Source organism: Anaerostipes caccae L1-92 (assembly GCF_014467075.1).
Classification (GTDB): domain Bacteria; phylum Bacillota; class Clostridia; order Lachnospirales; family Lachnospiraceae; genus Anaerostipes; species Anaerostipes caccae.
In genome coordinates, this window is sequence record NZ_AP023027.1 from 3,023,971 (window position 1) to 3,046,172 (window position 22,202).

The 22,202-nt window shown below is 41.6% G+C and carries 32 protein-coding genes and 1 tRNA gene; 1 reads left to right on the top strand and 32 read right to left on the bottom strand.

All coding sequences use genetic code 11. The features are described from left to right. Positions 1–11: 11 nt before the first annotated feature. From ANCC_RS14650 to ANCC_RS14775, 26 genes are all read right to left on the bottom strand, one after another. Positions 12–1,286, bottom strand: a complete 1,275-nt coding sequence (locus ANCC_RS14650; RefSeq protein ID WP_006566272.1) for an LlaJI family restriction endonuclease — start codon at positions 1,284–1,286, stop codon at positions 12–14. Between the two features lie 20 nt (positions 1,287–1,306). Continuing rightward, positions 1,307–2,980, bottom strand: a complete 1,674-nt coding sequence (locus ANCC_RS14655; protein WP_006566273.1) for an McrB family protein — start codon at positions 2,978–2,980, stop codon at positions 1,307–1,309. A 13-nt stretch (positions 2,981–2,993) separates the two neighbouring features. After that, a complete protein-coding gene (locus ANCC_RS14660; RefSeq protein WP_006566274.1) occupies positions 2,994–4,424 on the bottom strand; it encodes a DNA cytosine methyltransferase in 1,431 nt (476 codons plus the stop codon). After that, a complete protein-coding gene (locus tag ANCC_RS14665) occupies positions 4,414–5,352 on the bottom strand; it encodes a DNA cytosine methyltransferase (RefSeq protein WP_006566275.1) in 939 nt (312 codons plus the stop codon). The genes ANCC_RS14660 and ANCC_RS14665 overlap by 11 nt, the downstream gene beginning before the upstream one ends. Positions 5,353–5,357: 5 nt before the next feature. After that, positions 5,358–5,549 carry a hypothetical protein gene (locus tag ANCC_RS14670; RefSeq protein WP_006566276.1) on the bottom strand — a complete coding sequence of 64 codons (192 nt, stop codon included), beginning with the start codon at positions 5,547–5,549 and terminating at the stop codon, positions 5,358–5,360. A gap of 400 nt (positions 5,550–5,949) precedes the next feature. Beyond that, the gene (locus ANCC_RS14675) at positions 5,950–6,246 is read right to left on the bottom strand and encodes a DUF6673 family protein (protein ID WP_006566277.1); all 297 of its coding nucleotides are present in this window, start codon (positions 6,244–6,246) and stop codon (positions 5,950–5,952) included. Positions 6,247–6,280: 34 nt separating this feature from the next. Beyond that, a complete protein-coding gene (locus ANCC_RS14680) occupies positions 6,281–6,526 on the bottom strand; it encodes an Ig-like domain-containing protein (RefSeq protein ID WP_006566278.1) in 246 nt (81 codons plus the stop codon). Positions 6,527–6,539: 13 nt separating this feature from the next. Continuing rightward, complete coding sequence (locus tag ANCC_RS14685; protein WP_006566279.1) at positions 6,540–7,043, bottom strand: hypothetical protein; 504 nt, start codon at positions 7,041–7,043, stop codon at positions 6,540–6,542. 1 nt (position 7,044) lies between these two features. Then, positions 7,045–7,476, bottom strand: coding sequence for a hypothetical protein (locus tag ANCC_RS14690; protein ID WP_006566280.1), 432 nt, complete (start codon positions 7,474–7,476; stop codon positions 7,045–7,047). Continuing rightward, positions 7,473–7,799: a minor capsid protein gene (locus ANCC_RS14695; RefSeq protein WP_006566281.1), complete on the bottom strand. Its 327-nt coding sequence runs from the start codon at positions 7,797–7,799 to the stop codon at positions 7,473–7,475. The genes ANCC_RS14690 and ANCC_RS14695 overlap by 4 nt, the downstream gene beginning before the upstream one ends. Then, positions 7,796–8,215: a DUF6751 family protein gene (locus ANCC_RS14700; protein ID WP_006566282.1), complete on the bottom strand. Its 420-nt coding sequence runs from the start codon at positions 8,213–8,215 to the stop codon at positions 7,796–7,798. Before ANCC_RS14700 ends, ANCC_RS14695 begins: the two co-directional genes overlap by 4 nt. Next, on the bottom strand, positions 8,215–8,586 hold the full coding sequence (locus ANCC_RS14705; protein ID WP_006566283.1) for a head-tail connector protein: 372 nt from the start codon (positions 8,584–8,586) through the stop codon (positions 8,215–8,217). Before ANCC_RS14705 ends, ANCC_RS14700 begins: the two co-directional genes overlap by 1 nt. 16 nt (positions 8,587–8,602) lie before the next feature. Beyond that, on the bottom strand, positions 8,603–9,481 hold the full coding sequence (locus ANCC_RS14710) for a N4-gp56 family major capsid protein (protein WP_006566284.1): 879 nt from the start codon (positions 9,479–9,481) through the stop codon (positions 8,603–8,605). Positions 9,482–9,495: 14 nt separating this feature from the next. After that, the gene (locus ANCC_RS14715; RefSeq protein WP_022261327.1) at positions 9,496–10,116 is read right to left on the bottom strand and encodes a phage scaffolding protein; all 621 of its coding nucleotides are present in this window, start codon (positions 10,114–10,116) and stop codon (positions 9,496–9,498) included. 174 nt (positions 10,117–10,290) lie between these two features. Continuing rightward, positions 10,291–10,497, bottom strand: coding sequence for a hypothetical protein (locus ANCC_RS14720; protein ID WP_006566286.1), 207 nt, complete (start codon positions 10,495–10,497; stop codon positions 10,291–10,293). A gap of 57 nt (positions 10,498–10,554) precedes the next feature. Continuing rightward, positions 10,555–10,854 (bottom strand): hypothetical protein, encoded by a 300-nt coding sequence (locus ANCC_RS14725; protein WP_006566287.1) that lies wholly within the window; start codon positions 10,852–10,854, stop codon positions 10,555–10,557. Then, the gene (locus tag ANCC_RS14730; RefSeq protein WP_006566288.1) at positions 10,823–12,361 is read right to left on the bottom strand and encodes a phage minor capsid protein; all 1,539 of its coding nucleotides are present in this window, start codon (positions 12,359–12,361) and stop codon (positions 10,823–10,825) included. Before ANCC_RS14730 ends, ANCC_RS14725 begins: the two co-directional genes overlap by 32 nt. A gap of 10 nt (positions 12,362–12,371) precedes the next feature. Then, complete coding sequence (locus ANCC_RS14735; RefSeq protein ID WP_006566289.1) at positions 12,372–13,763, bottom strand: phage portal protein; 1,392 nt, start codon at positions 13,761–13,763, stop codon at positions 12,372–12,374. A gap of 4 nt (positions 13,764–13,767) precedes the next feature. Further along, entirely contained in the window at positions 13,768–15,033 is a 1,266-nt protein-coding gene (locus ANCC_RS14740) for a PBSX family phage terminase large subunit (protein ID WP_006566290.1), read from the bottom strand. Continuing rightward, positions 15,018–15,848, bottom strand: coding sequence for a terminase small subunit (locus ANCC_RS14745; RefSeq protein WP_022261328.1), 831 nt, complete (start codon positions 15,846–15,848; stop codon positions 15,018–15,020). The genes ANCC_RS14740 and ANCC_RS14745 overlap by 16 nt, the downstream gene beginning before the upstream one ends. A gap of 17 nt (positions 15,849–15,865) precedes the next feature. Then, positions 15,866–16,459, bottom strand: coding sequence for a macro domain-containing protein (locus ANCC_RS14750; protein ID WP_006566292.1), 594 nt, complete (start codon positions 16,457–16,459; stop codon positions 15,866–15,868). Further along, positions 16,456–16,920: a hypothetical protein gene (locus ANCC_RS14755; protein ID WP_006566293.1), complete on the bottom strand. Its 465-nt coding sequence runs from the start codon at positions 16,918–16,920 to the stop codon at positions 16,456–16,458. Before ANCC_RS14755 ends, ANCC_RS14750 begins: the two co-directional genes overlap by 4 nt. 20 nt (positions 16,921–16,940) lie before the next feature. After that, a tRNA-Ser gene (locus tag ANCC_RS14760) sits at positions 16,941–17,024 on the bottom strand. A gap of 547 nt (positions 17,025–17,571) precedes the next feature. Beyond that, entirely contained in the window at positions 17,572–18,054 is a 483-nt protein-coding gene (locus tag ANCC_RS14765; RefSeq protein WP_006566295.1) for a hypothetical protein, read from the bottom strand. Beyond that, positions 18,041–18,328 (bottom strand): hypothetical protein, encoded by a 288-nt coding sequence (locus ANCC_RS14770; RefSeq protein WP_006566296.1) that lies wholly within the window; start codon positions 18,326–18,328, stop codon positions 18,041–18,043. Before ANCC_RS14770 ends, ANCC_RS14765 begins: the two co-directional genes overlap by 14 nt. A 12-nt stretch (positions 18,329–18,340) precedes the next feature. After that, on the bottom strand, positions 18,341–19,357 hold the full coding sequence (locus tag ANCC_RS14775; protein WP_182483069.1) for a nucleoid-associated protein: 1,017 nt from the start codon (positions 19,355–19,357) through the stop codon (positions 18,341–18,343). Positions 19,358–19,458: 101 nt separating this feature from the next. Here ANCC_RS14775 and ANCC_RS14780 point away from each other — a divergent pair, with 101 nt between their 5' ends. Next, positions 19,459–19,752: a hypothetical protein gene (locus ANCC_RS14780; RefSeq protein ID WP_006566298.1), complete on the top strand. Its 294-nt coding sequence runs from the start codon at positions 19,459–19,461 to the stop codon at positions 19,750–19,752. Positions 19,753–19,765: 13 nt separating this feature from the next. Here ANCC_RS14780 and ANCC_RS14785 read toward each other — a convergent pair whose 3' ends face one another. From ANCC_RS14785 to ANCC_RS14810, 6 genes are all read right to left on the bottom strand, one after another. Next, positions 19,766–19,945 carry a hypothetical protein gene (locus tag ANCC_RS14785; RefSeq protein WP_039946363.1) on the bottom strand — a complete coding sequence of 60 codons (180 nt, stop codon included), beginning with the start codon at positions 19,943–19,945 and terminating at the stop codon, positions 19,766–19,768. A gap of 67 nt (positions 19,946–20,012) precedes the next feature. Beyond that, entirely contained in the window at positions 20,013–20,489 is a 477-nt protein-coding gene (locus ANCC_RS14790) for a hypothetical protein (RefSeq protein ID WP_006566300.1), read from the bottom strand. 23 nt (positions 20,490–20,512) lie between these two features. Continuing rightward, positions 20,513–20,869, bottom strand: coding sequence for a DUF3310 domain-containing protein (locus tag ANCC_RS14795; RefSeq protein WP_006566301.1), 357 nt, complete (start codon positions 20,867–20,869; stop codon positions 20,513–20,515). A gap of 96 nt (positions 20,870–20,965) precedes the next feature. Next, complete coding sequence (locus ANCC_RS14800) at positions 20,966–21,154, bottom strand: hypothetical protein (protein ID WP_039946367.1); 189 nt, start codon at positions 21,152–21,154, stop codon at positions 20,966–20,968. Between the two features lie 25 nt (positions 21,155–21,179). Next, positions 21,180–21,638: a transposase gene (locus ANCC_RS14805; RefSeq protein ID WP_006566303.1), complete on the bottom strand. Its 459-nt coding sequence runs from the start codon at positions 21,636–21,638 to the stop codon at positions 21,180–21,182. A gap of 149 nt (positions 21,639–21,787) precedes the next feature. Beyond that, on the bottom strand, positions 21,788–22,201 hold the full coding sequence (locus ANCC_RS14810) for a hypothetical protein (RefSeq protein ID WP_006566305.1): 414 nt from the start codon (positions 22,199–22,201) through the stop codon (positions 21,788–21,790). Between the last annotated feature and the right edge of the window lies 1 nt (position 22,202).

A 22,202-nucleotide genomic window follows, 5' to 3' on the forward strand; every position in this document is an offset into this window, starting at 1 on the left:
TGGTTTCTAGATTAATCTACCTCTGGCAAAGAACCATTATTTTTAGCCAACTCTTCATCTATGACCTTGGCCAATTTTCTAATTTTGCTTTTATGCGACCCCGTATAATTATTCATTAAAAATCGTATATCAATAACAACACCTTGAACATGCTCATATAATTTAGCATCATTTTTCCATTCACCTGTTGCTTCACCGATATTCAAGAAATAATCATCAGATACATTAAAAGGATTCTCGCCTCTATTAAATGGCATTAAAAAAGCATTGTATATAGGCAAATCTCCATACTTGGTTTTAAGTTCTTGGCAATTATCAATGTATTCGCCATATGTAATTTGCTTATTTATTGATGACGATTCTGGAAGATGCCTTGGCTCACCAGTCACACCATATCTATAATACTTTGCATCAAGAACATAAATTTTATCATCACATATCATGATACTATCCGGCTCTAATGCGTGATTGTCTTTATTTGCATTAAATTTGAGATTCCATTTGGTTCTTGGGAAGAATTCTTCTTTTCCCCGGATTCCAAAAACTTCATCTATGAGTTTTTCCCAGACATACTCAAATCTATCTGTTCCAAAATAATACTGTTTATTATCATTCTCTGTATCTAAGTATTCCAGCATCTGAATCATCGCTTGAAATAACAACTTATCCTTGTCGTTATGAGTAACGCTAAGTTTTTTTCTCAAAGCAAATAAAAAGCGTTCTGATTCTAATGTAATATGAGGATCTGGAGGAAGATGCGGTGTAAACAACCACCCCAATGTACTAAAAGCCTCATATACGCAGTACTTATGGATTTGAGTAATCAGATTTTTCTCATTTGGACTGGAGCCCTTTACAGTATATCTATCAAAGAAAGGCGAGCCATCTTCTTGAAAAAACTTCACATTTTTTCTAAGAGATGCAGGAAAATCTATTTTCCCTCGGTCAGCAGTTTTCCTTACCTGTTCTCTCTCCTTGTAGTAATCACTCTGTTCCAAAAAGTATCGGATAATATTCATATATGCATTTACAGGAAAGTTTACAGACTGTGGTGCTGCAAACTCATCCATAGCTAAAAGTCTATCTTTCGAATCATTAAAAGTAGATATTACCTCTATAAGTTTTAGAATATCTTCTCTTATATCTTCTTCACTATCTGGCAAACGATAACCCATTGGGAAGAAAACCATAGCATTATTTGTGTCAGCTTTTACTCCAACAAAGCGGTCGCCATCACCATTTTTATTAACATGACATCTGACTTTCAAATTCAATCCTAAGTCCATCGGTTTTCCTCCTTTCGTAATTATTCGTTATCTTCATCAGAAACTGAATTATTCTCATCTACACCTTCAATAATCAGCTTTCTTAAATTCTCATGATATACCTTAAATCTATCATTGCCTTTTGAAGCATTAAATGTTTCAATTACCGTTTCAAGACTCTTATATCTGCGAGTATCAAATGTATCCGGATGAGAAAATTTGAATGCATCATCCCAAAGATATTTAATTACCTTTTCTGCAAATCGAGCATTCTTATGTTCAGCCTCTATGATTTGTTTCTCAGAATCCCCATCTTGTGTTTCAACATAAGCTAAGTCATCTGCAGATACAAAGTAAGCACCTAAACGCTTATCTTCAGAAGACGTCACATTATTTCTACGCAGGATTTCTTCATTAATTGCCTCACAGAACTGTTTCCAAGATACAGTAGTATCAAGAATCGGTTTGTCAGCATATTCATGCTTAACAAAAGAATTCTTTATCATTCTCATAATCCATCTGCGTTGGAAAGCTGTATCAAGAGTAAAAACATTTTGGTCAGATGTATTCATTGTACCAAGAATAGAGAGGTTAGCAGGTATACGAACCTTTCTTTCTGAATCACCATATACCTCTAAAGCAATATTTTCATTAGTAATTCCGTATTCACTTGTACCTTTTTTAAAGCCATCCTTATCTTTATCCATTCTATCAAGCAGCTGGAATATCTCACCAAAGATAGCCGGTGCGTTACCTCTATTAATTTCTTCGATGACAAGATAATATGACCTTTGTGGGTCTTCATATGCCTTCTTTAAAATCTTGGTAAATGGTCCCGGTTTGAACTCGTATCGCACCTTTTCCTTGCCTTCGTCATCTTTTTTTACAACAGGAAGAATTTGACCCACAAAATCAGAGTACATATAATCTGGATGGAAAACTAAACGCTCCATACACTCCTCAACATCACAATATTCGTGCTGGATTGTCCAACTCTTTCCAGAACCAGGAACACCATATAAAAGAATATTTTCGCCACTTGTTTTTCTAAGTTGCTCTTTTTGAGCATAAGAAAGTCCATCCGTACCATTTCCTTGTAATTCCTCAACATTTACAGGTGTATTAGTTGCCAATTTGAAAAACTGATTGTTAAGCAAAGACAACTGTCCGTCTCCATCAATGCCTCTATTAGGAATTACGCCAAATACATCGTAACTAAACTGAGTCTTTTTCTTCATAATAATCAAATACGAACCCGCATGAATCATTTTTCTGAAGCTGACAAAATCTTCCCCATCAAAATTTATCAAGGAAACTTGTATTTGATCTGCTTGATTCTTTCTTCGACTTCTTACAATTGATGTACAACTTTTCTTTTTTGCATCACTGAAGAATATTTCTGTCTGATTATCACCACTTAAATATTTAATATTGCTCTCATATAAAAACATGGGAACTTGGGTAATAAAGTATTTTTTTAACGTTGCATCTGACTCGATGTTGTTAAAATACCCATCAGACCTCAAATAAGGAAAAATATCTATCTGATTTCCAGTAATAGCAATATGTGTTTGATTTGTTGTTCTATTATCATCAAGTGTATTAGAAGCCTCTAATTTCTTTATTATTAACCCGTCATAATCATTCGAATCAATAATAGTTCCCGTAGAATCAAGCACAGACACAACCAATGAAACTGCTGAATTAAAATCCATTTGCTATTCCTCCTTATAAATATTTTTTTATGACCGTAGCAATTGCTCTTCCTAATAAAGGAGGTACTGAATTGCCTATCTGCATATATGTTTTTGTATAAGCACCCCTAAAGAAATAATCGTCTGGGTACGATTGAACCCTTGCAGCTTCTCTCGGTGTTAATCCTCTTGCTTGTGTTGGATGAATATACATATTGCAATCAAATTTCATATGTGCTGTTATAGTCTTACAAACTTTATTTTCTTCAAGTTTAAAATACTTGTCTTTGAATATTCCGTTTCTGCGACTATATGGCATTATATCAGCGATTTTAGGATCATCCGACCTATCACCTTGATTCAATCTTCCATAAATTTCGATATCTCTATCATTATTAAATCTAGCTTTGTGATTAAATGTGACCTTGCAGTTTCTATTCTGATTAATCATTGCAAGGTATGGCGTCATAACTGTATTTACTGCGCCTTCTATCTTTCTTCCCGATACCTCTGAATCAAGCTCGGTAGAATTTCTTTTCCTTGAAGCCCTTAATGAACGTAACCCATACAATGCATCTGCAAGGTTATAATCCGGTATTGTCTTCGACAGAGATTCTATTTCATCAAATAAAACCTCATTGTCTATTCCAAGTTTATTACCTATGAAAATTAATCTTTCTCTATTCTGTGGAACACCAAAATCTTTTGCATTTAAAATTCTACATGATACCTTATATCCAATATTAGTAAAGTCCTCTATAACTTGAGAAGATACAGATTTCATGCCCTTAACATTTTCCATAACAAAAAATTTCGGAGAAACAATGCTTACAACTTTCACATAACTCTTGTAGAGCTTGTTTCTTGGATCATCAATAAGACGTTGTCTATTTGCCATACTAAATCCCTGGCAAGGAGGACCACCTACAACTACATCCACACTTGAGAATCTTTGAAGCTCAGTGATATTTTCTATAACATTGTTAATATCTCCTAAGATAATGTTTTCCCGAGGCGTATCCGGATGATTATGTGCATAAGTATCAACGCAACAAGGTTCAATATCGTTAGCTAAGCTTGTTATAAATCCATTTTGAGTAAAACCTAATGATAAACCCCCTGCTCCACAAAACAAATCAATCATGACAGGAGCATTTCTATCATAGCTTTCTATTCTTGATTTGATATAAGAATTACAATACTTATTTATTGGGCAAGAATCGCAATTACCATCTCTGCAGCATTCATCATAAAGCCTTGTAAGATATTTCTGTAGTTTAGATGATTTTTTAACTTTTTGCTTAAACTCTGATGTTCTGCCATCAAGCATTTCATTGCCGATTGACAATGCCATTCGTTCTGCAACGCTTATTGCCTGTTCTTTATCATAATCATTTACACCTTCATATGACGCTGACAAAATAGATGTAATTTCTGCTATTTCATCATTGTAATTATTCATCATTCCATTCGTCCAACCTTTCTAATTCTTGTCTAACTTTCGCAGCAACAGCTCTAGAAACATTAACTGTTACAGCATTTCCAAACTGCTTATAAGCTTGGGAATCAGATACAGGGATAACAAAATCATCTGGAAATCCTTGTAATCTTGCACATTCTCGAGGAGTCAATCTTCTAACACGATTATTCTGAGTAACGTAGTTATCTTGACATGCTCTATGCATTTTGGCCATGGTTGCACACAATGGTCTTGCTATTTTCAAATCTATTTCCGATTTAGCTTTGTACCCTCCAGTACCGTCAGATAAAATAGTTGGTAATATTCTTTCGGATAAGAAGTATTTATCATCCACCTCTGTCTCTAATAAATCTTGCAATGTCAGATTTAATTCTTGTTTGTCTGGAAATTCAAACTCTGCATTATCATTTGCAAAGCACACTATATATGTACGATTTCTAGTCTGAGGGATTCCATAATCTGCAGTATTAAGAACTTGATCAAACACTTTGTAATTCAGCTCGTTTTCTAAAACTCTTTTTATAGTTTTAAATGTCTTTCCTTTATTGTGTGTTCTTAACGATCTAACATTCTCAAGAATCACAGTTCTCGGTTTTCTACCTTGATCAATCTTATATTTTAAAATCTCAGCAATTCTGAAAAAAAGTGTTCCTCTCGTATCCTCAAATCCTTTTTCAGCCCCCATCATGCTAAAAGGCTGACACGGAAATCCACCTATCAAAACATCAAACTCAGGTAAAGAGTTCAACTCAATTTCATTTATATCGCCCAATATGACATTATCGCCAAAATTTGCCTTATATGTTTCTACTGCATATTTATCAAAATCATTAGCCCATACAATATTGTAGCCTGTTTCATCAAATCCTTTGTCCAAACCACCACAACCACAAAATAGGGATAGTACTCTCATTGATATTACTCCTTTTGATTTTTCTCTTTAATGTATTCCCTAATCCATACGCCAATTTCTATCGATGCTTTTTTGCCTTCTTCACTTAATAATTGCATAAATTCTTTTTTGATTTCTGGCTCAATGGCTATTTCAATTTTGGCAGTTTTGACTTTCCCACAAGGTCTACCATAGTTTTTCGTTCCTTTGTTGCTCATAAGTCTCCTCCATCATTATTTAATCCACATTAGATATGGTTCTAATCAGGGTTTTTAATATTATAGCATAAGATGGTGTGCAATTTCAATCTGTAATAGTGAATACAGATGTAAATTTTTTATATATTTATTGGCATGTTATTATTAATTATGTATAATTTAATTTTATACTAATTCTGACAGATACGGTGTGCATACTTGAACGATAGACATTTTTCACTTTACTTCTGAACGATAACTTTCATAAGCAATCGTTCAAGCGTTGTGCATTGTGAAACTCTGTAAATTATCCTCAAAGATTTTGCAGGGAAAAAAAATAAGACCTCAAATCGGTCTGTTCTCAAAACCCCTTATATCAAGCACTTTCTCGTGGTGTGCATATCTTGTAATGGTATCAATTTCATAGTGGCGATTTCACAAGTTTGTTAAATGCAGCAACCCGCTCATGGATGTCTGTATCAGAAAACATTTTCTTTGCCGCACCATCTCCCAGCAACTTATCAAATGTCTGGTCAATAATCTTACATTCTGCCCGGACACCCTCTGCATTTAAGGCTCCGTCAATCCCATGTTTCTTTTCATATTCCATTAGTTCTTCAAACGTCTGCTGCTTCACATTGTTAAATCGCTCTATCATATCCGCATCCAGAGCAGAGAATTTAAACTCTGCCCCATTCCATTTAAAAATCTTGTTCATATCCTTTACTCCTCCATGTTCACTGTCTTTTTCTCTATGCTCCTGCTGTTACCGTAATGGCGCAGGTTGCCGTCTTATTTCCATCTGTCGTTGTCACTGTCACATCCGCGGCCCCTGCTGCAACCCCGGTCACTTCCCCAGTATCAGATACCTTTGCAATACCAGTATCCGTGCTGAACCATGTAACTGTCTTGTCTGTAGCATCTGCAGGCTCTACGGTTGCCGTAAGTGTCTCTTTCGCCGCAACTGCAAGGGACAGCGTTGTTTTATTCAACGCCACCCCGGTTACGGCTTTAAGAGGGTGTATCGCCTTTCGCTGTAAATTTCTTAGTGCTGGTATTAAATGTTCCCTCGACTACATCCCCGATACCTAACAGGTTACCTTCACAGTTCATTTCTCCATCTTCGTTTCCAAAGCTGGCTACTTCGATCGCCACGTGGAACTTGCGGGCATGGTAGGTATTCTCTGCGCTTTCCTTCTGATCCAGATCTACGATCACGTAGTCTGTCTCTGCATCTGCTCCTGTTTTTAAAAGTTCTCCGATCTCACAGATATAGGCAATCGCCTCTTCTGATCGAATCTGGTCCGCTGTGTACGGTGCCTGCCACTCGTACCCGGTGATTCCCTTGCTGGTAGATGCATCGTTTACGTACCGTTTTGAACTGGTCTGCGCTCCCGGTTCCTCATTAAGATCCGTGAACCCTGTCCCCATCAGGACAAAATTTTCTGCCTCTGCGGTCCCAATGTCCAGATAGTTCGCCTGCATCCTTCTCTGTCTTACACTTTTTAATGCCATGTTATACCTTCCTTTCCTGGTAATAAATAAAGCGGCACTGAATCTGATACTTTGCCTTGTCAAGCTCCGTATCAAACGCATAACCGCTCGTAATCGCTTCGATTTTTATTGCTTCCTTACCTTTCTCCAATTCCGGGAACTCCCCGGCCTCAGAGAATTGTTCCAGCCAGTCTGAAAAGTGCTCAAAGAACCCGATGTTTTCAAGGTTCTGCCGCACTTCTTCGCCGTATAGCTCCCGACTGGCAAAATTAAATAGATGTTGCCGTTTGGTATTTCCGACAATATCTTTTTTCAAAACTGTTTGTGATGGAACGGATTCTATCGAGTAGTACGTTGTGTCACTACCCAGGTAATCCACCCCGATCCCTTTGCAATACTCATCTAGATACGGGCATTGCTTAACAATGTTCCGTATAGCCTCCACAATCGTCATTTTGGCTTTCCTCCTACAAACCTCGCAATAGATACCAGAACCTCTCGCCCTCTGTCGGCAAACGCTCTCTTGTCCCAATGTTTTCCACGCAGTCCCTTGCCCTTATTTTCTTCGTAATTCTTCTTTGCATATGGGGTGATGTACTTTATGCAGTACGTTGTCTCAATCGCAGTATTTTTCAGTGGACCGTTGAGAAAAGGGACGTATGCATCCGATATTCTGCGCACTTCATGCACAGCAAGTCTCTGACCGGGACCACCTTTCTGCAGGTTCCTTTCTGTAAGGATTACGTTTGCAGGAGCAATCTTGACTTTTATCTTCATTCAGCCGTCACCTTCCAATGCTGCATTTCCGGGCTGCCGTTGTCGTTCGTCTCCACAACGGCGATCACCCGCACATCATCATAGGCATTTTTCAACCGTTCTTCGTCCTTTGCGCTGGTCAGTTCATCTTCCACGATGCCACGGACCACCAGGTCCCCGGCTTCGACCGTAAAAAATCCCGTCTTTTCTGTCTCCTTCACAAAGTTTTTCGGTTTCCTGAACTGCTTCTCTGTCTCTGCCGTAAACGGGATATAGATTTCTGCCACATCAGCACTTACAATCCCCTTGTCTGTGGGCTGCACGGCTGTGGTATCCTGCCAGTTCACGCCTTTTAGGACTGTCCGGTAATAGCGGTTCGTCCCGGTATCCCGGTCATATACCTTGTTGTAGAGTGTTATGTCTGCGTTTGTAACCATTACCGACACCCCCTGTATAACAACCCGGTATGGATTAAGTACGGATAAGCAGCTGCATACTGTTTCTTTGCCGCTGCCGCCTCTCTTGTTTGTCCGTCCTGCTGCTCCGTTACATAGGATACAGAGACATTTCCGACCGTCTCGGACTTCTTCTCCTGCTGTCCTACTGCATCGGCTTTATACATAACCTCCGCAACAGCACAGGCAGCCAGCCTGGCCTCTTCCGGGATCTCTGTATCATCTATCCTGCCGAACGTGATGTACTTTACATAGATACTTGCCCGAAGAATGGTAGAAGAAAAGGCAGCTTCCGGTATGGTGCTGCCATGGAACTGTTCCTGGTAAAACTTATAGTCTGCGTACTCTACCATACCGTATTACCTCCTTCTATGATGCTGGTGTTGCTGGTGTCTTTGCAAACTTCGCAAGCACAACTTTTGCATCGTTTGACAGGACAACAGTGTAATGTTCATCCGCAGTCACAAGGGTAGTCCTTGCTTTTACATTTCGGTCAGGCTCAAAGTTTACGTCACGTTTCATGTAAATTGTAAGTGCCGCAGTATCCTCGTCTACTTCCTGGTCGGACTGTGTTTTTACGATCGGACAGATATAGCAATCAATGCTATTTACCCTTTTTACAGGGACTTTCTTAGACGGAACGACCTGACACCCGCAGATTTCACCGATGACACCCCTCATTACAACTTCAAGTGGATACTGCTTAATGTCCTTGAAATCCGGGTCTTTTCTTAACTGTGTAATCTGTTTTGGATGTACATACATGATCTTAGCGAGCTGATCCTCTTCCTCAAACAAGTCCACAGCGTCTACAATTCCATCGTAATTAATCACATTTGCAGAGCCGTCATATGCCAGCTTTGCAGTCTGCAACGCATCCATGGCATCATTATCCACTTTGGATGCGATAGACAAGGCAATCTGATTTGTTGCCTCCCCCTGTGGATCTCCATATCCAGATAAAATTGCTTCATCGGTCAACTCTACGGCTTTTGCCGCTTTCTTAACCTTGGCGGTCGTTGTAGATGCCGTTAAAACGGTTGTCCCCATTTCCACGCCTTCGGCTACGTCTTCCGCATCTCCGATGTATGCGTACTTTGGTACTGTAATCGTATCGCCAGGAACTCCGCTGAGCGTTGTATCTACTGCTGCAATCGGCGTGATCTTGATTTTCTTCGGCACTTTGGCGGAAATCATATCCGCCATGACCTCCGGGTCAATAATGTTCTCTAATTTTGTTACTGCCATTGTTACCTTCCTTTCTATTTTCTTAGTTCGGCATACAGATCAGGATCTTCCTTTTTCAAGGCAACTCTATCCCTGTATCCCATTTTGTTAAATGCTTCTTTTGTTACCTCTGCCCCTGGCAACGGATCACCGCCACCTGTCCCCTTGACAATTCTAGGGGCCGGCTTATCGCTTTCAAATAGATAATCATTTTCGTTTTTTAAAGTCTCAAGCTGTTTATCCAGGCCGATGATCTCTCCCTCATTGAATTTCAGGCCATCCATATCAAGTAAAGCCTTGACTGCCTTGGTATTCTTAGCCTTTGCCCCTGTAAGAGCCTCTGAGAGCGCATAATCAAACTGCATGGCCTGGATCTTTTTATTTGCTTCTGCCTCTGCATCTTCTGCTTTCTGTTTCCAATCGTCTGCTGCCTTCTGAATACTTTCCACGTCCATGTCTTTAAATTCTTCGATCTGCTTATCAGCATCATCAAGTCGGGTTTGTAAATCATCTACCTGTTCCTTATAGCTGTCACGAGCCTGTTCTGCCTTGGTCGTTTTTCTCTGTTCTGCAGCAATGTCTTTCCCGTTTTCTGCCATGATCTGGTCAATGACATCCTGTGAAAGATTTAAGCCTTTTAAAAATTCTGTTTTCATGTTTCTGTTCTCCTTTCGCATTAGGTTGTTTTAGGTGTGTAACCATCCACCCCGAAACCGACTATTTAAGGTCTAATCTCCTGACCGATTAATTTGTTGCATAAAAATAACACGCCATGAGCGTGTCAGTACGGCGTAGCCCTGCCGCTGGGAGATGATCGGACCACCGCCTCTCTAATCTTCCTCTTTTAGATAATTTAATGCCTCCACAAGTGCTGTATTTAGAAATCGGTTCATCGCTTTTAACTGCTTATTTTCATTTTTTAATGTGTCTATCTTCATCATGTATTTATCATGAGTTTCAGCGATCTGCTGGTTATACTCATCTATTGACATGCAGATTTCACTGTCCTTTTTGTTAATGAAACTTTTTTCTACCAATGTGATTCTCCTTTCAAAATGGGCAAAAATACCACCTGAGATTTTATCAGGTAGTATTTAGTAGGTTTCAAATCTTATCTTGATATTTCCGTCATTTTCAGACCATTCCGCCCAAAAAATAAATTCTGTCCATTTGTCAGATACTTTCCCCTGCTGCCATTCCGTCTCAAATTCTTTGGCTTTCTCTTTTGGAATCAGCCATCCTCGCATATCTTCACATTCCAAATCAGGAGTCTCTAAGATATTCCCTTCTCCACAGTCAGCAAAGAATACCTTGCCTTGGCTTTTTGCCTCCATCTGCACAAGCTCCCAGAACCTATTGAATTTATCGCTTTCTTGCGTTCTTAACCCTAACATTGTCAATTCCTCCTTTCAGTATTGTGACAAATTCTCCACTTTCTTTTGCCACAACAACGTCTTTCCCTTTTATATAGAAGAAAGTCTCCCCTGCCTGACCTCTCCATTCTCCGCTTCTGACCTCACTGGCATTTTCAACAATGTCTAAAATCGTGTGCCGCATAGTCTGTCTGTCCTTGGTACTCTTAGGGTTCAGACCGTATTCTTTGGTATGTTTTCCAATCTTCTTTCCGAACTGTTTGTCTGATACCTTTATTATACTACTGTTTTCTACCTTTTGATACCGTTTGTTAGCCCATACAGCCTTCTGAGCCACGCTCCGATTGAATCCCACGATATTTCCACTACTGTCCAGAACTGCATGAACCTGAGTCCTTGCAGATTCTACCCGTCGGCCCGTCTGCTTACAAAATTCCTTGAGTTTCTTTTCCTGCCATTTGAGCCTCACCGATTCGGATTCAAAGCGCTGCTGCAAGGTATTTTTCAATACCTCGTCGTTTCCTGCTGCCTTGATCCCGGCATCGTATCCGGTCAGCTTTCGCTTTGTCCCTCTGATCTGTCTCTCCTGGAAACGCTGCATCTGTGAAACTTCATATTCTTTATATTTTTTACCTTTATACTCATATTTCTTCGTGTCATAGTCTTGAAGCATTGCATCTGTATATGCTCGCACAGACACGCCAGGAATAAAGACGTGAAAGTTATGCCTGCAATTCCATCCGCAAAGCCCCTCCCCTGTTCCATATCCGGTCATGGAAAATGGAGGGTAGTTAGGATCTTTCCCAGATATACAGAACACCAGCCCCTGCCAGAGTGCGTGCGATGGTCTGGCACCGCTATGCGCAGTTACTTCTACATAATCACAGCCCATTTCCTGCGCATATGCAAGCGTCATTTCTGCTGCCGACTGGTTCACGCCTGTCAATACGGCCCGTCTGACAGCCACATCCAGCTTATCTACATGACCGGATGGAAATAACACCTCCGTGCCTTGGCCTGCTGCCTCCTTTATTGCATCCGCTATGGCCTTATCGTAAGAAAATGCCCCTGTCTGCACCTTGAGCATGGCACTGTTGCATGCATTTATGTAAGCGCTCTGAGCCTTATTTGCCGTTGTGAGAGTAAGATTCTTTATCTCTCCCTTGGTCTTTCTAAGATTGGCGTTTAGAATCTGCTGCATTTCCTTTGACTGGTGCAACTCCTTCGGTTCCATTCCAGCCATTTTGTAAATGACAGATTCATTTTTGATATTTTTAACCCCGGCCTCTTTAAATAGACGGTCTATCTCCCGATCTATATATCCGGTTGTCTGTCCAATCCGTTTAATAGCGTCTTGATAGACCATTCCGGCGTTCTGCAGGACATGAGCCTGATGTTTTGCTGTGTCTGTGATGTGCTTTGTCTTTGCAATTCGGCGGGCAATGTCCCCGATAAGAGAGATCGACAGTTCATCTATTAAGGCTAGGAGTTGGTCACTGCATTTATCCAGGTATTCGGGATCAAGCATAAGCTATCACCTACTCTTCCTGTATACCAAACGGATTATTCTGTTGTGATGGCATCATTTTTAGTGCTTCTTCTTCGGAAACACCGTATTTCTTAGCGACATACAGCTCTTTACGAATGAATCCGCCAGTTGCGTCCTGCTGCATAGATAAGAGTTCCTGCTCCTTATCTATTACGATCGAATCATCCCAGTTGAATGATAGTTCATACTTTTTCCCTCCGGGAAGCCCGCCAAGCTGCGCCAGAACATCCATGGAATAGACTAAATGTTCCAGTGCTTTTTGCAAAGATTTTTGTATGTCTGATACCGTGCTGTACGATCTCTGTTTACTTGCTTTGATCTCTTCGGCTGTCTTGTCAACATTTTCCGGGTTGCTCAGTGTTCCGTATGCTAGACCACAGTTAAACTCTATACGACGTAGGATGTTATTAAATCCATTGAAAAGGCTCTCGTCTCTGATCGCTGGAGAGTATACTTTATACTTTTCATCGTTGTCTTCAAAATCCATGATCCTAAATAGCCTTTCACGGCCTTCCGGTAGGTCCCACTCTCCGGTTCTTTCATTTTTCTTGAACATGCCATTATCCACATCCACAGCAAGTTCCGAACCTTCGTATTCCCAAACAATTCGGGTCCATTGCCGATCTGCTTCTCTTATGTCGCTTACAGCCCTAGAATAGACAGAAACGCCAAGCGGCGATTGATCGTCTATGTTATTTGCGTTTGGTACCTTGAAGTAAGCAAACAGTGGTTTTTCTACGTTCTCGATGTTCGTTTCCGGTTCCAGATCCGCCCACTCCGGCACCGCAGTGAGTGAAACTTCCCGCCCGAGGTTCTCCGTTGTATCCGTATCGCTCTTTACATACACTCTGTTATGGATCGTGTAGCTACTGCCATTCCACTCGTGGAGTTCCAGTCTGGTGTATGTCTGCTTCCCTTTGTTAAGCGTCTCTACGAATACAGCAGACGTGATCTCTCCCCGACTATTGTATCCAGTCGGGAAAAATCTGTCTGCCTGTACTGTATCCACTTCGATATGTCCGTCTGTCACATATGGTTTAAAGGCAAGTCCGCCTTTTGCACAGCCATACTCACAATATCTGCGGATGTCTTCTATAACCGCTTGGTATTCGGTATCTAAGAAATCATTTCCGCTTACCTCTGTCTGTAATTCCAAAGTGACCAGTCTTGCCATCTCTGCCGCAACTGCTGCTGACAGGCCACAACTTAGTACATTCTTTTTTACCCAGGGAGGCTTATTTTCGTACATCTTAGCCCATAGTTCTATTGCCTGGCCCATTCTGTCCGAAATAGCCACGTCCACGCCTAAAGCGTCCTTGACCTTTTCTTTCCCAAGCATCTTTTTTATCACCTGCCTTATTCTTTCGATAAATCCTAACACCTCATCAACTCCATTTCCGTTCTCTTCGGATGATCGTATATGCAAAGTACCGTACCGCATCCATGCAGTGGTCATGCTGCTTAATCGGTTTATCCTCTCCACGTTCCAGGGCCTTATCGTCCCATATATAAGAGGAAAACTCTTTAATCGTTTCCTGGCAGTCCTCCGAGAACAGCAGCACGCCAAGGTTTAGCATGTTTCCCACGAACCGGATGCCGTCCAGCACATCATTTTTGGCTTTCTTGATCCGGAATCCTCGCTTCTTTAACTCTGCTATAAAAGAAGCAGCCGCAGGATCGACAATCACCCTCTCTATGTCTATACCCTTCGTGAACTCTTCCAGATCGTCTGCATACTCGCTGTCCGTTTTCTGGCTGCTCTCATCCCGGCCTGAGTAATAGTATTCCTTGCTGCAAATCCATTTCCCTTTCAGGTTCTTTCCCCACAGCAGGAACACCGTGGCGTTCTGAGTACCATAGTCGATGCTTATATACCTGCTTCCTATGCTCTCCTGTGATCCATTTACAATGTGCTTTTCCGCATCGAACATATCAAAGATAATGCCCTCTGCTACGGCCCACAGGCCAAGGATATACCGCTTATAGAATACTCCGCTATACATGGACCGATAACGGGCCTTGATACGCTCTGTAAGGGACAGGTTGTCTTCCATGGTAAAGTGAAGATAGACCAGCCTCTTTTCCTCTGCCCGGTCAATCCAGTTTGTTTTAAACCAGTGATACGGTCCATCTGGATTGCAGTTAAACCAGAACTTCGATCCATCGACCGAACAACGCCCTGTTGCCTGATTTACAAAGGATTCCGGCATCAGTGCCACTTCATCGAAGAAAACCCCAGCCAGGGTAATTCCTTGAATGAGATCCTGTGAACGTTCGTCTTTACCGCCGAACACATAAAAATAGTTCGCTTTCCCCTTACGTGTGACCACCACCAGATTGTCTGCCCGGTGATCTTCCACTTTATATCCACGGCTACGCAGCATAAGTTTGAGCCAGAACAGCACGTTTCTACGAAAAGAGCCAATGGTCTTTCCGCACATAGCAAAGTTCTGACCGTCAAAACATTCCATAGCCCACATGACGAATGATAGTGACATACATAGCGTCTTTCCCGACCGGATTGCACCATCCGCAATGATTCCATCCTGCTTCTGCACTGGTGAGTTAGGCAGCCACCAGGTAAAGACCTGCTTCTGTTTCTTAGAAAATGGAAGGAATTTAAAGACAGCTTTCTTTATTCTTCCTGCCATAGATCATCCACCTGCCCTTTTAGTGCTTCGATGAATCCATCATCCTCGGTTTCCTCAGGCCCATCGTCTTCCAACTTCCTACGCTGCGCCTGCAACAGCTTGACTTTCTCTTTCTGCTCAGGTGTCGCAAGATCCATGTGATCGCTGATCCACTGCATGGCCTTCATCCGGTCAGCCAGCTTCACTTTTACCCCGTCCTTGCCCTTTGATACCTCTGAGAGTAATGTACCGTCTACCTCTCTAGCATCCTTTATATTGACATAGGAAATGGTCATAGGCCCGTTATCCGTTTCTATTTCCATGTTTCCAAAATCGGTAAAGTCGGTTATATCGGCCCGGGCAATATCCAAATACCATTGAAATACGTCTGGTCCTTCCAGCATCGCTTTATTAAGCCTACCCTGCTTGAGCCGCTGTATTTCCTCTTTGATTCGTGTATTTCTGAGCAGCCCTGGGCCGTTTGTGAGTGCAGTTTCATAGCTGCACCCGTATGCTTTTCTGTATGCCTTGGTTGCGTTGAAACACTTTATGTATAGGCAGCAAAAAAGCCGTTGCTTATCCGTGAGGTTCGGGTTGTCTATAACCTGTTCCACTTCCGGCGCAATGGCTTCTCTCTCCTTGATATTCTGTTCTGTTTCCTGTTTCCGAACGTTCGCTTTCTTACCCGAACGTTCGCTATCCCATCCCTGAGTACTTTTCCACCGTCTTACGGTTCCCGGTGGCTTTCCTATCTCTTTTGCTATGTCTACCAGATTCATTCCGCTTTTATACATCCGTTCTGCTTTTATTGAATCCGGGCTTCTACTTCGTGGCACTTTTCTTTCACCTCTTGTTATCTTCCCATCTGTCTAATCCATGCCTCTACTTCTTCTTCGTTGTAACTTAGCTGTTCCAGCACTGTTACAAGAGGAACTGTCTGGTTCAGAAATATCTGTTCATATGCATACCTCATGCATCTTGCTATTTCCTCATACATCACAGCCCCTGTTGCCCCTCCAAACGCTGGGATCATGGCTGTCTGTACTCCGAGTTTTTTCAGCTCAATAAGGCTGCTTCTCATACAGTTGTAGATAACGGATTTATCTACAACTATTTCTGGTATTCTCATTGTCGGGGAGTATACGAGATACTTACCTCCAACTTTGACTGTTGTTGCACTTCCAGGCGGCAGTTCTCCATACCAATCTTTCTGTATTTTTCTTTGCAAGTCTTCTTGAGCCTTCATTCCAAAATAATTTCTTATTTCTAAATCCAGCCCGCCATCCATAATTCCGAAACTATTTCCAGGCGCTACGATTGCCTCTGGTTTATACTCTTTTATGAAAACTTGAAAATCACTAGTAACAATCTCAACATTTTGGTATTGAAATGTTTTTTTCCATGCTTCTGTCATATGTCTATTCAAATCTAATAAATACAGTTTCATGAACACCCTCTTGGATAATATGTGCGTTCTTCAAGTTGCTTCTTTACATTTTCCATTACAGCTTTAGCAACTTTGCTTGAATCAACTGTGACTTCTTTCGTTACAATATTGCCCTCCGGCAGGTCAATAGCGTCCACATCAATAAATGCCTGCAACATCTTCGGAAACTGCAATGCGATCCAGTCTGTAATCTCCTCTGACTGTCCCCATGCTTTCACATTTCCACTATTGTTCCATAACCCGCTTTCGTACAGAAACGCATGAACAATTTCATGCCGTAATACCTTTTTCCTGTAAGAATCAAGGTCCTTGATACTGTCTCTATCGCTTTCACCAAAGTCTGCAATCCATATTTCTCTAATGCTCTGATCCATACATCCATCTCCACCAAACGGCATTTTTTCTGATGGTACATCGAGCTTAATTGTATATTCTGTTCCTAAAACATTTACTTTCTGCATACTTGCCTCCTTTTCTATAGCGGAGAATGAAGGACTCGAACCTCCGCACCCCGGAGGGTGTACCGGTTAGCAACCGGCTGCATTTCCAACTCTGCCAATTCTCCATACGGGCTTAGCCCGTAGCAATATATTTTATGTGCCATGCCGGGCACACCGTGTTCTTCGAATAATTATTTTTTGTATAGGACAGAACACAGAAGACCCATTACGGTTGTAAAGTTTTGCTCCTTAAAAACCACCTGTGCGCCCTCGTTTCGTACTCACGTTTCCCATCGTTCACGCACTTTCCTTAATTACTCCAGAGCCATTCGCACATTGCATCTTCCACGTAAATACAACTTTTTTGCGAATGAGTTTTTTGCGACCCGCATCGTGGAACTTTATTGGGCCGCCGTCTAGGTGTAAAAAGCGGATGTCCCGGAATCGAACCGAGATGAAGGGAGCGACCCTTCCGTCTGCCATTGACATAACATCCACATAAAAATACCCCGATACCTTAGAGATACCGGAGTAATGCCAAAACAATTAAAGTTTCAATACGCCTTGCGTTTTGGTTTATCCTGTTTAGCTTGGTTGCCACAGCGGCGCCGCCGTGACATCCAGCTAACAAAATGAACGATTGACCTATTCGTTCTATAATAACTATATCATTTATTTACCGGACGGTGTCGGACACTTTTCAACTTTTTCTAAAAATCTGCTATGTTTTTTTCTGCAGCTTTCCTCCGTGTATATTCTTTTTGGAAACATCCGGTTCATGGTAAGTGCTACCTTGGGCCACGTCAGTTCGTCTATGTAGTATAGGCGAAAAATAATCCGTAACTCGCTGGATGTAATAGAATTTATATAGTCCTCCACCTGGCACACAAGCTCTAACAGCTCCCCTTCCATTTTCGCTGCTTTTTCTTTCCTGGCTTTGATCTGCAACGCCTTTCTGCGCAATGCTGGCGCTGGCAATCCTTCTACAACAAAGTGTTGTGTGCCGCCCAGGCCCCCGGTGACGGTATCTTTTACAGTTCCCTCTTCTTCCATTTTGTATAATTCCCTCTCTAGCTGCTCTATTCTCCGGTGAAGGTCTTTTATTTCTTCTTTCATATCGCTGTACTGGATAAGTATATTTTTACTGATCGTCACCCTGTTCCTCCCCGTAGTGATATAACATCTCAAGCTCATTTTTATCTGCCGTAATGACAATCAGCAGAGAAAGCAAAGCAATAATATTTACTCCTGGTATAAACAGAAAAAGCAAAAGCTTGATTCTGCTTGCCGCCCAGTTTAATCTGCCCGTTTTCTTTGTCTTGATCCCGCCGACCTTTCTTTTAATCTTCTTGCGGAACATGCAATAGATTCCGACATCTGCCGCCAAAAGCAGCGCTGAAAATCCTAAATGAAAATTAATTAGCCACATCGTATCCCCTCCTTATTTCACCCTGGCTTGTTCTATATTTCTGATAATAACCGTGCTCCCTCCGCCCGGTTCTTCTACAATCTCTATATTCTCTTTCGTGATGTATTCCTCAATAGGTATCTTAATTTCGATCCCGGCATCCGTCTCTATTGTGATGTATTCTAAGCCCTTGACCGTGTTCTCTTTTCCAACCGTGAACTTGTCATACTGCATGTCATTCCGTTCCATCTGATAGTCAAAAAAGCTCTTTTTTTCTGCATCGTCTCCAAAGATCCGGTCCCCGATCTCGTTGACCCGAAACTCATTTTTTTCGGCGAACTCTTCTCTTAACTTACTCCTGGCATCCATCCGGTTTCTTAACGGTTCGTTCTCATACCGGTTATTGATATCTGTAATAACCTTATTTAGAATCTGGAACTTCTTTTTTGGAGCCATATCCGCATGGCACTGCAGAAAACGCTCTGAAATATAATTGATTTTATCACCTGTCAGCATTTCATACTTCTTTTCTACCAGCTGTACCTTGTGCTCTAAAAGATCCACGATGACTGCCTCTGTAAGCTTTGCCCCGCCCATAGGCATAATCCGCTGCTTTACGATGTCGTTGACCTCATTCTCTGCCTCTTTATGTACATATGTCTCCTTATAATTCATCTTAAGAAGTGCCAGATGAACGACGCTGTGTAGCTGGAAACTAACCACGACAAGATCAGCTGCAGGAATCGTCACGCTATCGCACATGATGTCAAAAAGGCTTTCCGCCAGCACCCGGCTAACCGCTATAAAACTATCGTCTTCCTTTTCCTGCATATCTTCCAGCAGTGCCGGGATTGGGGAAATACTACCGTCAAACTGACATTTCTTTGTATCATCGCTATCCAGTATTTTAAATATATGGCCCCTGATAAATTCCATTAAGTCTGGTCCCATGTCCAGCAGATCATTGGACAGGCCAAGGTATCCGTTATGGCTGTCCAAAATGTGAATGATCCCTTTTCTGATAATAATATCGTCTCTCTGTAATTCCATTCTATTTTCCTCCTTCATAAATCTTCCTTTACTTCCATTATTACATTCTATACATTCAGAACTCACGTTCTTATAATAGTGATAGAAAGGAGCTGTTTGATATGCCGTTTACAAATAACAAAATTGAATATGAAGAACCTTTTACTCCTCCGGGGACCCCGATCTCCGTAATCGCAAGCTTCAGCAAAGACGGTGGTGTAAAACCGCTTTACTTTCGCTACGATACGCCCACACAGACAATGGACGTAAAAATTGAAGATGTAAAGGTTGTAAATCCTCTACCCCTTGTCGGTTCTGACTTTTCCTGCACCGTTATGGTAGGAGACAGGCAGAATACTGTCATCCTGCGCTATATGAAGCGGGAAGATCGGTGGTTTCTTCTGCCTCCTGGGTAAAATCTCAGTTTTATTACTCTTCAACTATGCTCATTTCATGTTTCAATACACCGACTTCTTGACCTTCGCATTTAACAAAATATACATTTCCGCCATCGTTTCTACATCTCTCATTTATTCTTATAACTTCATATTCCTGACCGATCGCAGGGCTTGGATTTGTCGGCACACACCGTATTATTTTTATTTTCATTGTTTTCTCCTTTTTTAAAACATAATTATGGTTTTTTCCAAAATGGAAATAACCACCAAATCTTAAATTAAACAATTTCTCTTGCCGCCGATCTAAACATCATGAGCAGCATTTCTGATACAGGTCTCTTTCTGTTTTGTCTTACTGCTTTTTTTACAGATTTTAGATCATACCAATCGCCTCGGTAATTTTTTTGTCCAGGTACATATACGCCTACTTTATACGGTATTTCATTTTTCACCTGCTCATAAACGCCTTCCGGCATAATGTAATAGTTGAAGTCGCCCAGAAAATTATGTCCGTTTTTTGAATGAAAATCTTCTACGGAAGATTTAATTTCATAACAATAAAAATCCCCTTTCTCAATCCCTGAGACAGTATTGTTCAGGGGCTTAAACCGCATGAAATCCACTCGAACCGCAGCACTTGTACCATAGTCGAATGTAACTTCGGCAGCCATATAGACCCTTGGATCATTGCGTTGATTTATATGTTTTCTAATAGCTAAAGATAACATTTTTGTTATCTCTGGTCGCTTACTCATTCTGTACCTCCTTAAATCTCAACTTACACCTCTGACTTAGTTTCTGCCCACAGCCGATCCAAGTACCACCTTGACTTTTCCAGATCCTCTGTTGCCTTTCCTTTCTTGTCATACCGCCACAAATATTTCATTGCATTTCCCTTTAGGAAGCCGCAAAATTCGGCGTGCGACATGCTTGCCTTTAGTGCATCTATACATTCAATTTCCCCGCTTGTGTAATGATCTGGATGGTTTACCGGATCCGCCTCGTTCCCCTCCCAATATTTGCATTTATGATTCTCTGTAATAGCCCCGCTTATTACACTTTCACAATTTCGGCATGTTTTCTCTATAGCATCGTAAAAATAGCATGTTCCGCACCATTTATCTTGTATTTTCATATTCCCTCCTTCCTGCCCGCCGGAGCGGGCTGTAAAACAGGATGCCTACTGGTTTCTAAGTTACGTGTGATATATATAGACCCAATGGGTAAATACCTAATTCTTTTCCTGGCTTTTTAGCCAATTTAACTGTCTTTTGTATAAATCTAGATACATTTCTTTGTTTTTTTCGTATACTCCTGTTTCTAAATCATTGTCTATTTTCCCCAGGAGCATTTCTACTGCTTCTGTTTCTACGGGCTGCGATATTCCTGTTATCTGCTCTAGTTTTTCGTGGTTTGTCATTGTCATATTCCTCCCTTCCCTGGCTTTATTTTGCCCAGGTAACGTATGCAGCGGATGACGATGGATATACTGTTTTAAGCAAATTTCCTTTTCTATCCCTGTGGTTCCTATCCCGGAAGATTCTTGGCCTTTTCTCTTCTTTCTCTATTTTCTTTTCCTGGGCTATTTCCTGTTCCTTGCGTTCAAAATAATCTTCTACCCACTCATTTAAAAGCCAGAGGGAAATGCCTTGCTCGTTGGCGATCTCCTTCTTTGTCTTGCCGTATACATACTCTAATACAGCCTTTTCCTTTTGTTCTTTTGTGAATAGTGCACCGTTATTTTGTTTCTTTTGCCCTTTGGAATAATACGCCGTGGTCCAAGAGTGTACGGTGCTTTTTGCTATGCCGTATTTCTCTGCAACTTCTCTCTCGGACATACCGTTTTCTTTGCGGTCCTTTACGACTTGCTCCTTAAAAGCATCTGTGTACCTCTTTCTATTCATCTTTTTTATCCTCCATGATCCACTTTATATCACGGTAATTGAAATGATGAACTTCTTGTTTGAATATACAGGCCACGCCCAGCAGGCAAAATTCTGCGAATCGAAAGAGAGTTTGTAATAGCTCTTTCTCTTCCTCGTTACACATGATCCTAATCACTTTCTGCCACCACCCTGTATGTCCCGGCACTGGCCCCGGTTTCCTTGTCAAAGACACGTTTCCCGGTCTTCTCGATCAACCCACGCTCCTCTAAGCCTTTTAACCGGGGTGCAACGGACTGCCGCTCCTTGCTGTAATGTATCCCCGCTAGACACATGCCTATTGCGATCTGATGTGCTGTCAAGTCCTGCCCCTGCTCCTTAAGCCACGCATAAATCCGGTTCTCCATGCTTCTCTTGTCTCCGGCACTTAAACCTGCTCTACGGCACTCTTTCGCCGTCTTCTCTGCAAAATATTTCTTTGCACTTTCCGGCAAGTCCTCCGGAATCGGCCGGCTTTTTTTCTTCGGCTTCGGTTCCGGCGGCTCCTTACAGCCGATGTCCTCAAAAAATCCTATCTGCTCCATG

What these genes read in the sequence shown, in the direction of transcription:
- ANCC_RS14715 (WP_022261327.1), bottom strand. Translation starts at nt 10,116, where the DNA reads ATGAAAACAGAATTTTTAAAAGGCTTAAATCTTTCACAGGATGTCATT.
- ANCC_RS14770 (WP_006566296.1), bottom strand. Translation starts at nt 18,328, where the DNA reads ATGTGGCTAATTAATTTTCATTTAGGATTTTCAGCGCTGCTTTTGGCG.
- ANCC_RS14690 (WP_006566280.1), bottom strand. Translation starts at nt 7,476, where the DNA reads ATGACGATTGTGGAGGCTATACGGAACATTGTTAAGCAATGCCCGTAT.
- ANCC_RS14675 (WP_006566277.1), bottom strand. Translation starts at nt 6,246, where the DNA reads ATGAACAAGATTTTTAAATGGAATGGGGCAGAGTTTAAATTCTCTGCT.
- ANCC_RS14785 (WP_039946363.1), bottom strand. Translation starts at nt 19,945, where the DNA reads ATGAAAATAAAAATAATACGGTGTGTGCCGACAAATCCAAGCCCTGCG.
- ANCC_RS14755 (WP_006566293.1), bottom strand. Translation starts at nt 16,920, where the DNA reads ATGCAGAAAGTAAATGTTTTAGGAACAGAATATACAATTAAGCTCGAT.
- ANCC_RS14775 (WP_182483069.1), bottom strand. Translation starts at nt 19,357, where the DNA reads ATGGAATTACAGAGAGACGATATTATTATCAGAAAAGGGATCATTCAC.
- ANCC_RS14655 (WP_006566273.1), bottom strand. Translation starts at nt 2,980, where the DNA reads ATGGATTTTAATTCAGCAGTTTCATTGGTTGTGTCTGTGCTTGATTCT.
- ANCC_RS14805 (WP_006566303.1), bottom strand. Translation starts at nt 21,638, where the DNA reads ATGAATAGAAAGAGGTACACAGATGCTTTTAAGGAGCAAGTCGTAAAG.
- ANCC_RS14800 (WP_039946367.1), bottom strand. Translation starts at nt 21,154, where the DNA reads ATGACAAACCACGAAAAACTAGAGCAGATAACAGGAATATCGCAGCCC.
- ANCC_RS14650 (WP_006566272.1), bottom strand. Translation starts at nt 1,286, where the DNA reads ATGGACTTAGGATTGAATTTGAAAGTCAGATGTCATGTTAATAAAAAT.
- ANCC_RS14685 (WP_006566279.1), bottom strand. Translation starts at nt 7,043, where the DNA reads ATGGCATTAAAAAGTGTAAGACAGAGAAGGATGCAGGCGAACTATCTG.
- ANCC_RS14665 (WP_006566275.1), bottom strand. Translation starts at nt 5,352, where the DNA reads ATGAGAGTACTATCCCTATTTTGTGGTTGTGGTGGTTTGGACAAAGGA.
- ANCC_RS14730 (WP_006566288.1), bottom strand. Translation starts at nt 12,361, where the DNA reads ATGCTTGATCCCGAATACCTGGATAAATGCAGTGACCAACTCCTAGCC.
- ANCC_RS14810 (WP_006566305.1), bottom strand. Translation starts at nt 22,201, where the DNA reads ATGGAGCAGATAGGATTTTTTGAGGACATCGGCTGTAAGGAGCCGCCG.
- ANCC_RS14740 (WP_006566290.1), bottom strand. Translation starts at nt 15,033, where the DNA reads ATGGCAGGAAGAATAAAGAAAGCTGTCTTTAAATTCCTTCCATTTTCT.
- ANCC_RS14780 (WP_006566298.1), top strand. Translation starts at nt 19,459, where the DNA reads ATGCCGTTTACAAATAACAAAATTGAATATGAAGAACCTTTTACTCCT.
- ANCC_RS14795 (WP_006566301.1), bottom strand. Translation starts at nt 20,869, where the DNA reads ATGAAAATACAAGATAAATGGTGCGGAACATGCTATTTTTACGATGCT.
- ANCC_RS14695 (WP_006566281.1), bottom strand. Translation starts at nt 7,799, where the DNA reads ATGAAGATAAAAGTCAAGATTGCTCCTGCAAACGTAATCCTTACAGAA.
- ANCC_RS14705 (WP_006566283.1), bottom strand. Translation starts at nt 8,586, where the DNA reads ATGGTAGAGTACGCAGACTATAAGTTTTACCAGGAACAGTTCCATGGC.
- ANCC_RS14670 (WP_006566276.1), bottom strand. Translation starts at nt 5,549, where the DNA reads ATGAGCAACAAAGGAACGAAAAACTATGGTAGACCTTGTGGGAAAGTC.
- ANCC_RS14700 (WP_006566282.1), bottom strand. Translation starts at nt 8,215, where the DNA reads ATGGTTACAAACGCAGACATAACACTCTACAACAAGGTATATGACCGG.
- ANCC_RS14790 (WP_006566300.1), bottom strand. Translation starts at nt 20,489, where the DNA reads ATGAGTAAGCGACCAGAGATAACAAAAATGTTATCTTTAGCTATTAGA.
- ANCC_RS14750 (WP_006566292.1), bottom strand. Translation starts at nt 16,459, where the DNA reads ATGAAACTGTATTTATTAGATTTGAATAGACATATGACAGAAGCATGG.
- ANCC_RS14710 (WP_006566284.1), bottom strand. Translation starts at nt 9,481, where the DNA reads ATGGCAGTAACAAAATTAGAGAACATTATTGACCCGGAGGTCATGGCG.
- ANCC_RS14660 (WP_006566274.1), bottom strand. Translation starts at nt 4,424, where the DNA reads ATGATGAATAATTACAATGATGAAATAGCAGAAATTACATCTATTTTG.
- ANCC_RS14725 (WP_006566287.1), bottom strand. Translation starts at nt 10,854, where the DNA reads ATGTTAGGGTTAAGAACGCAAGAAAGCGATAAATTCAATAGGTTCTGG.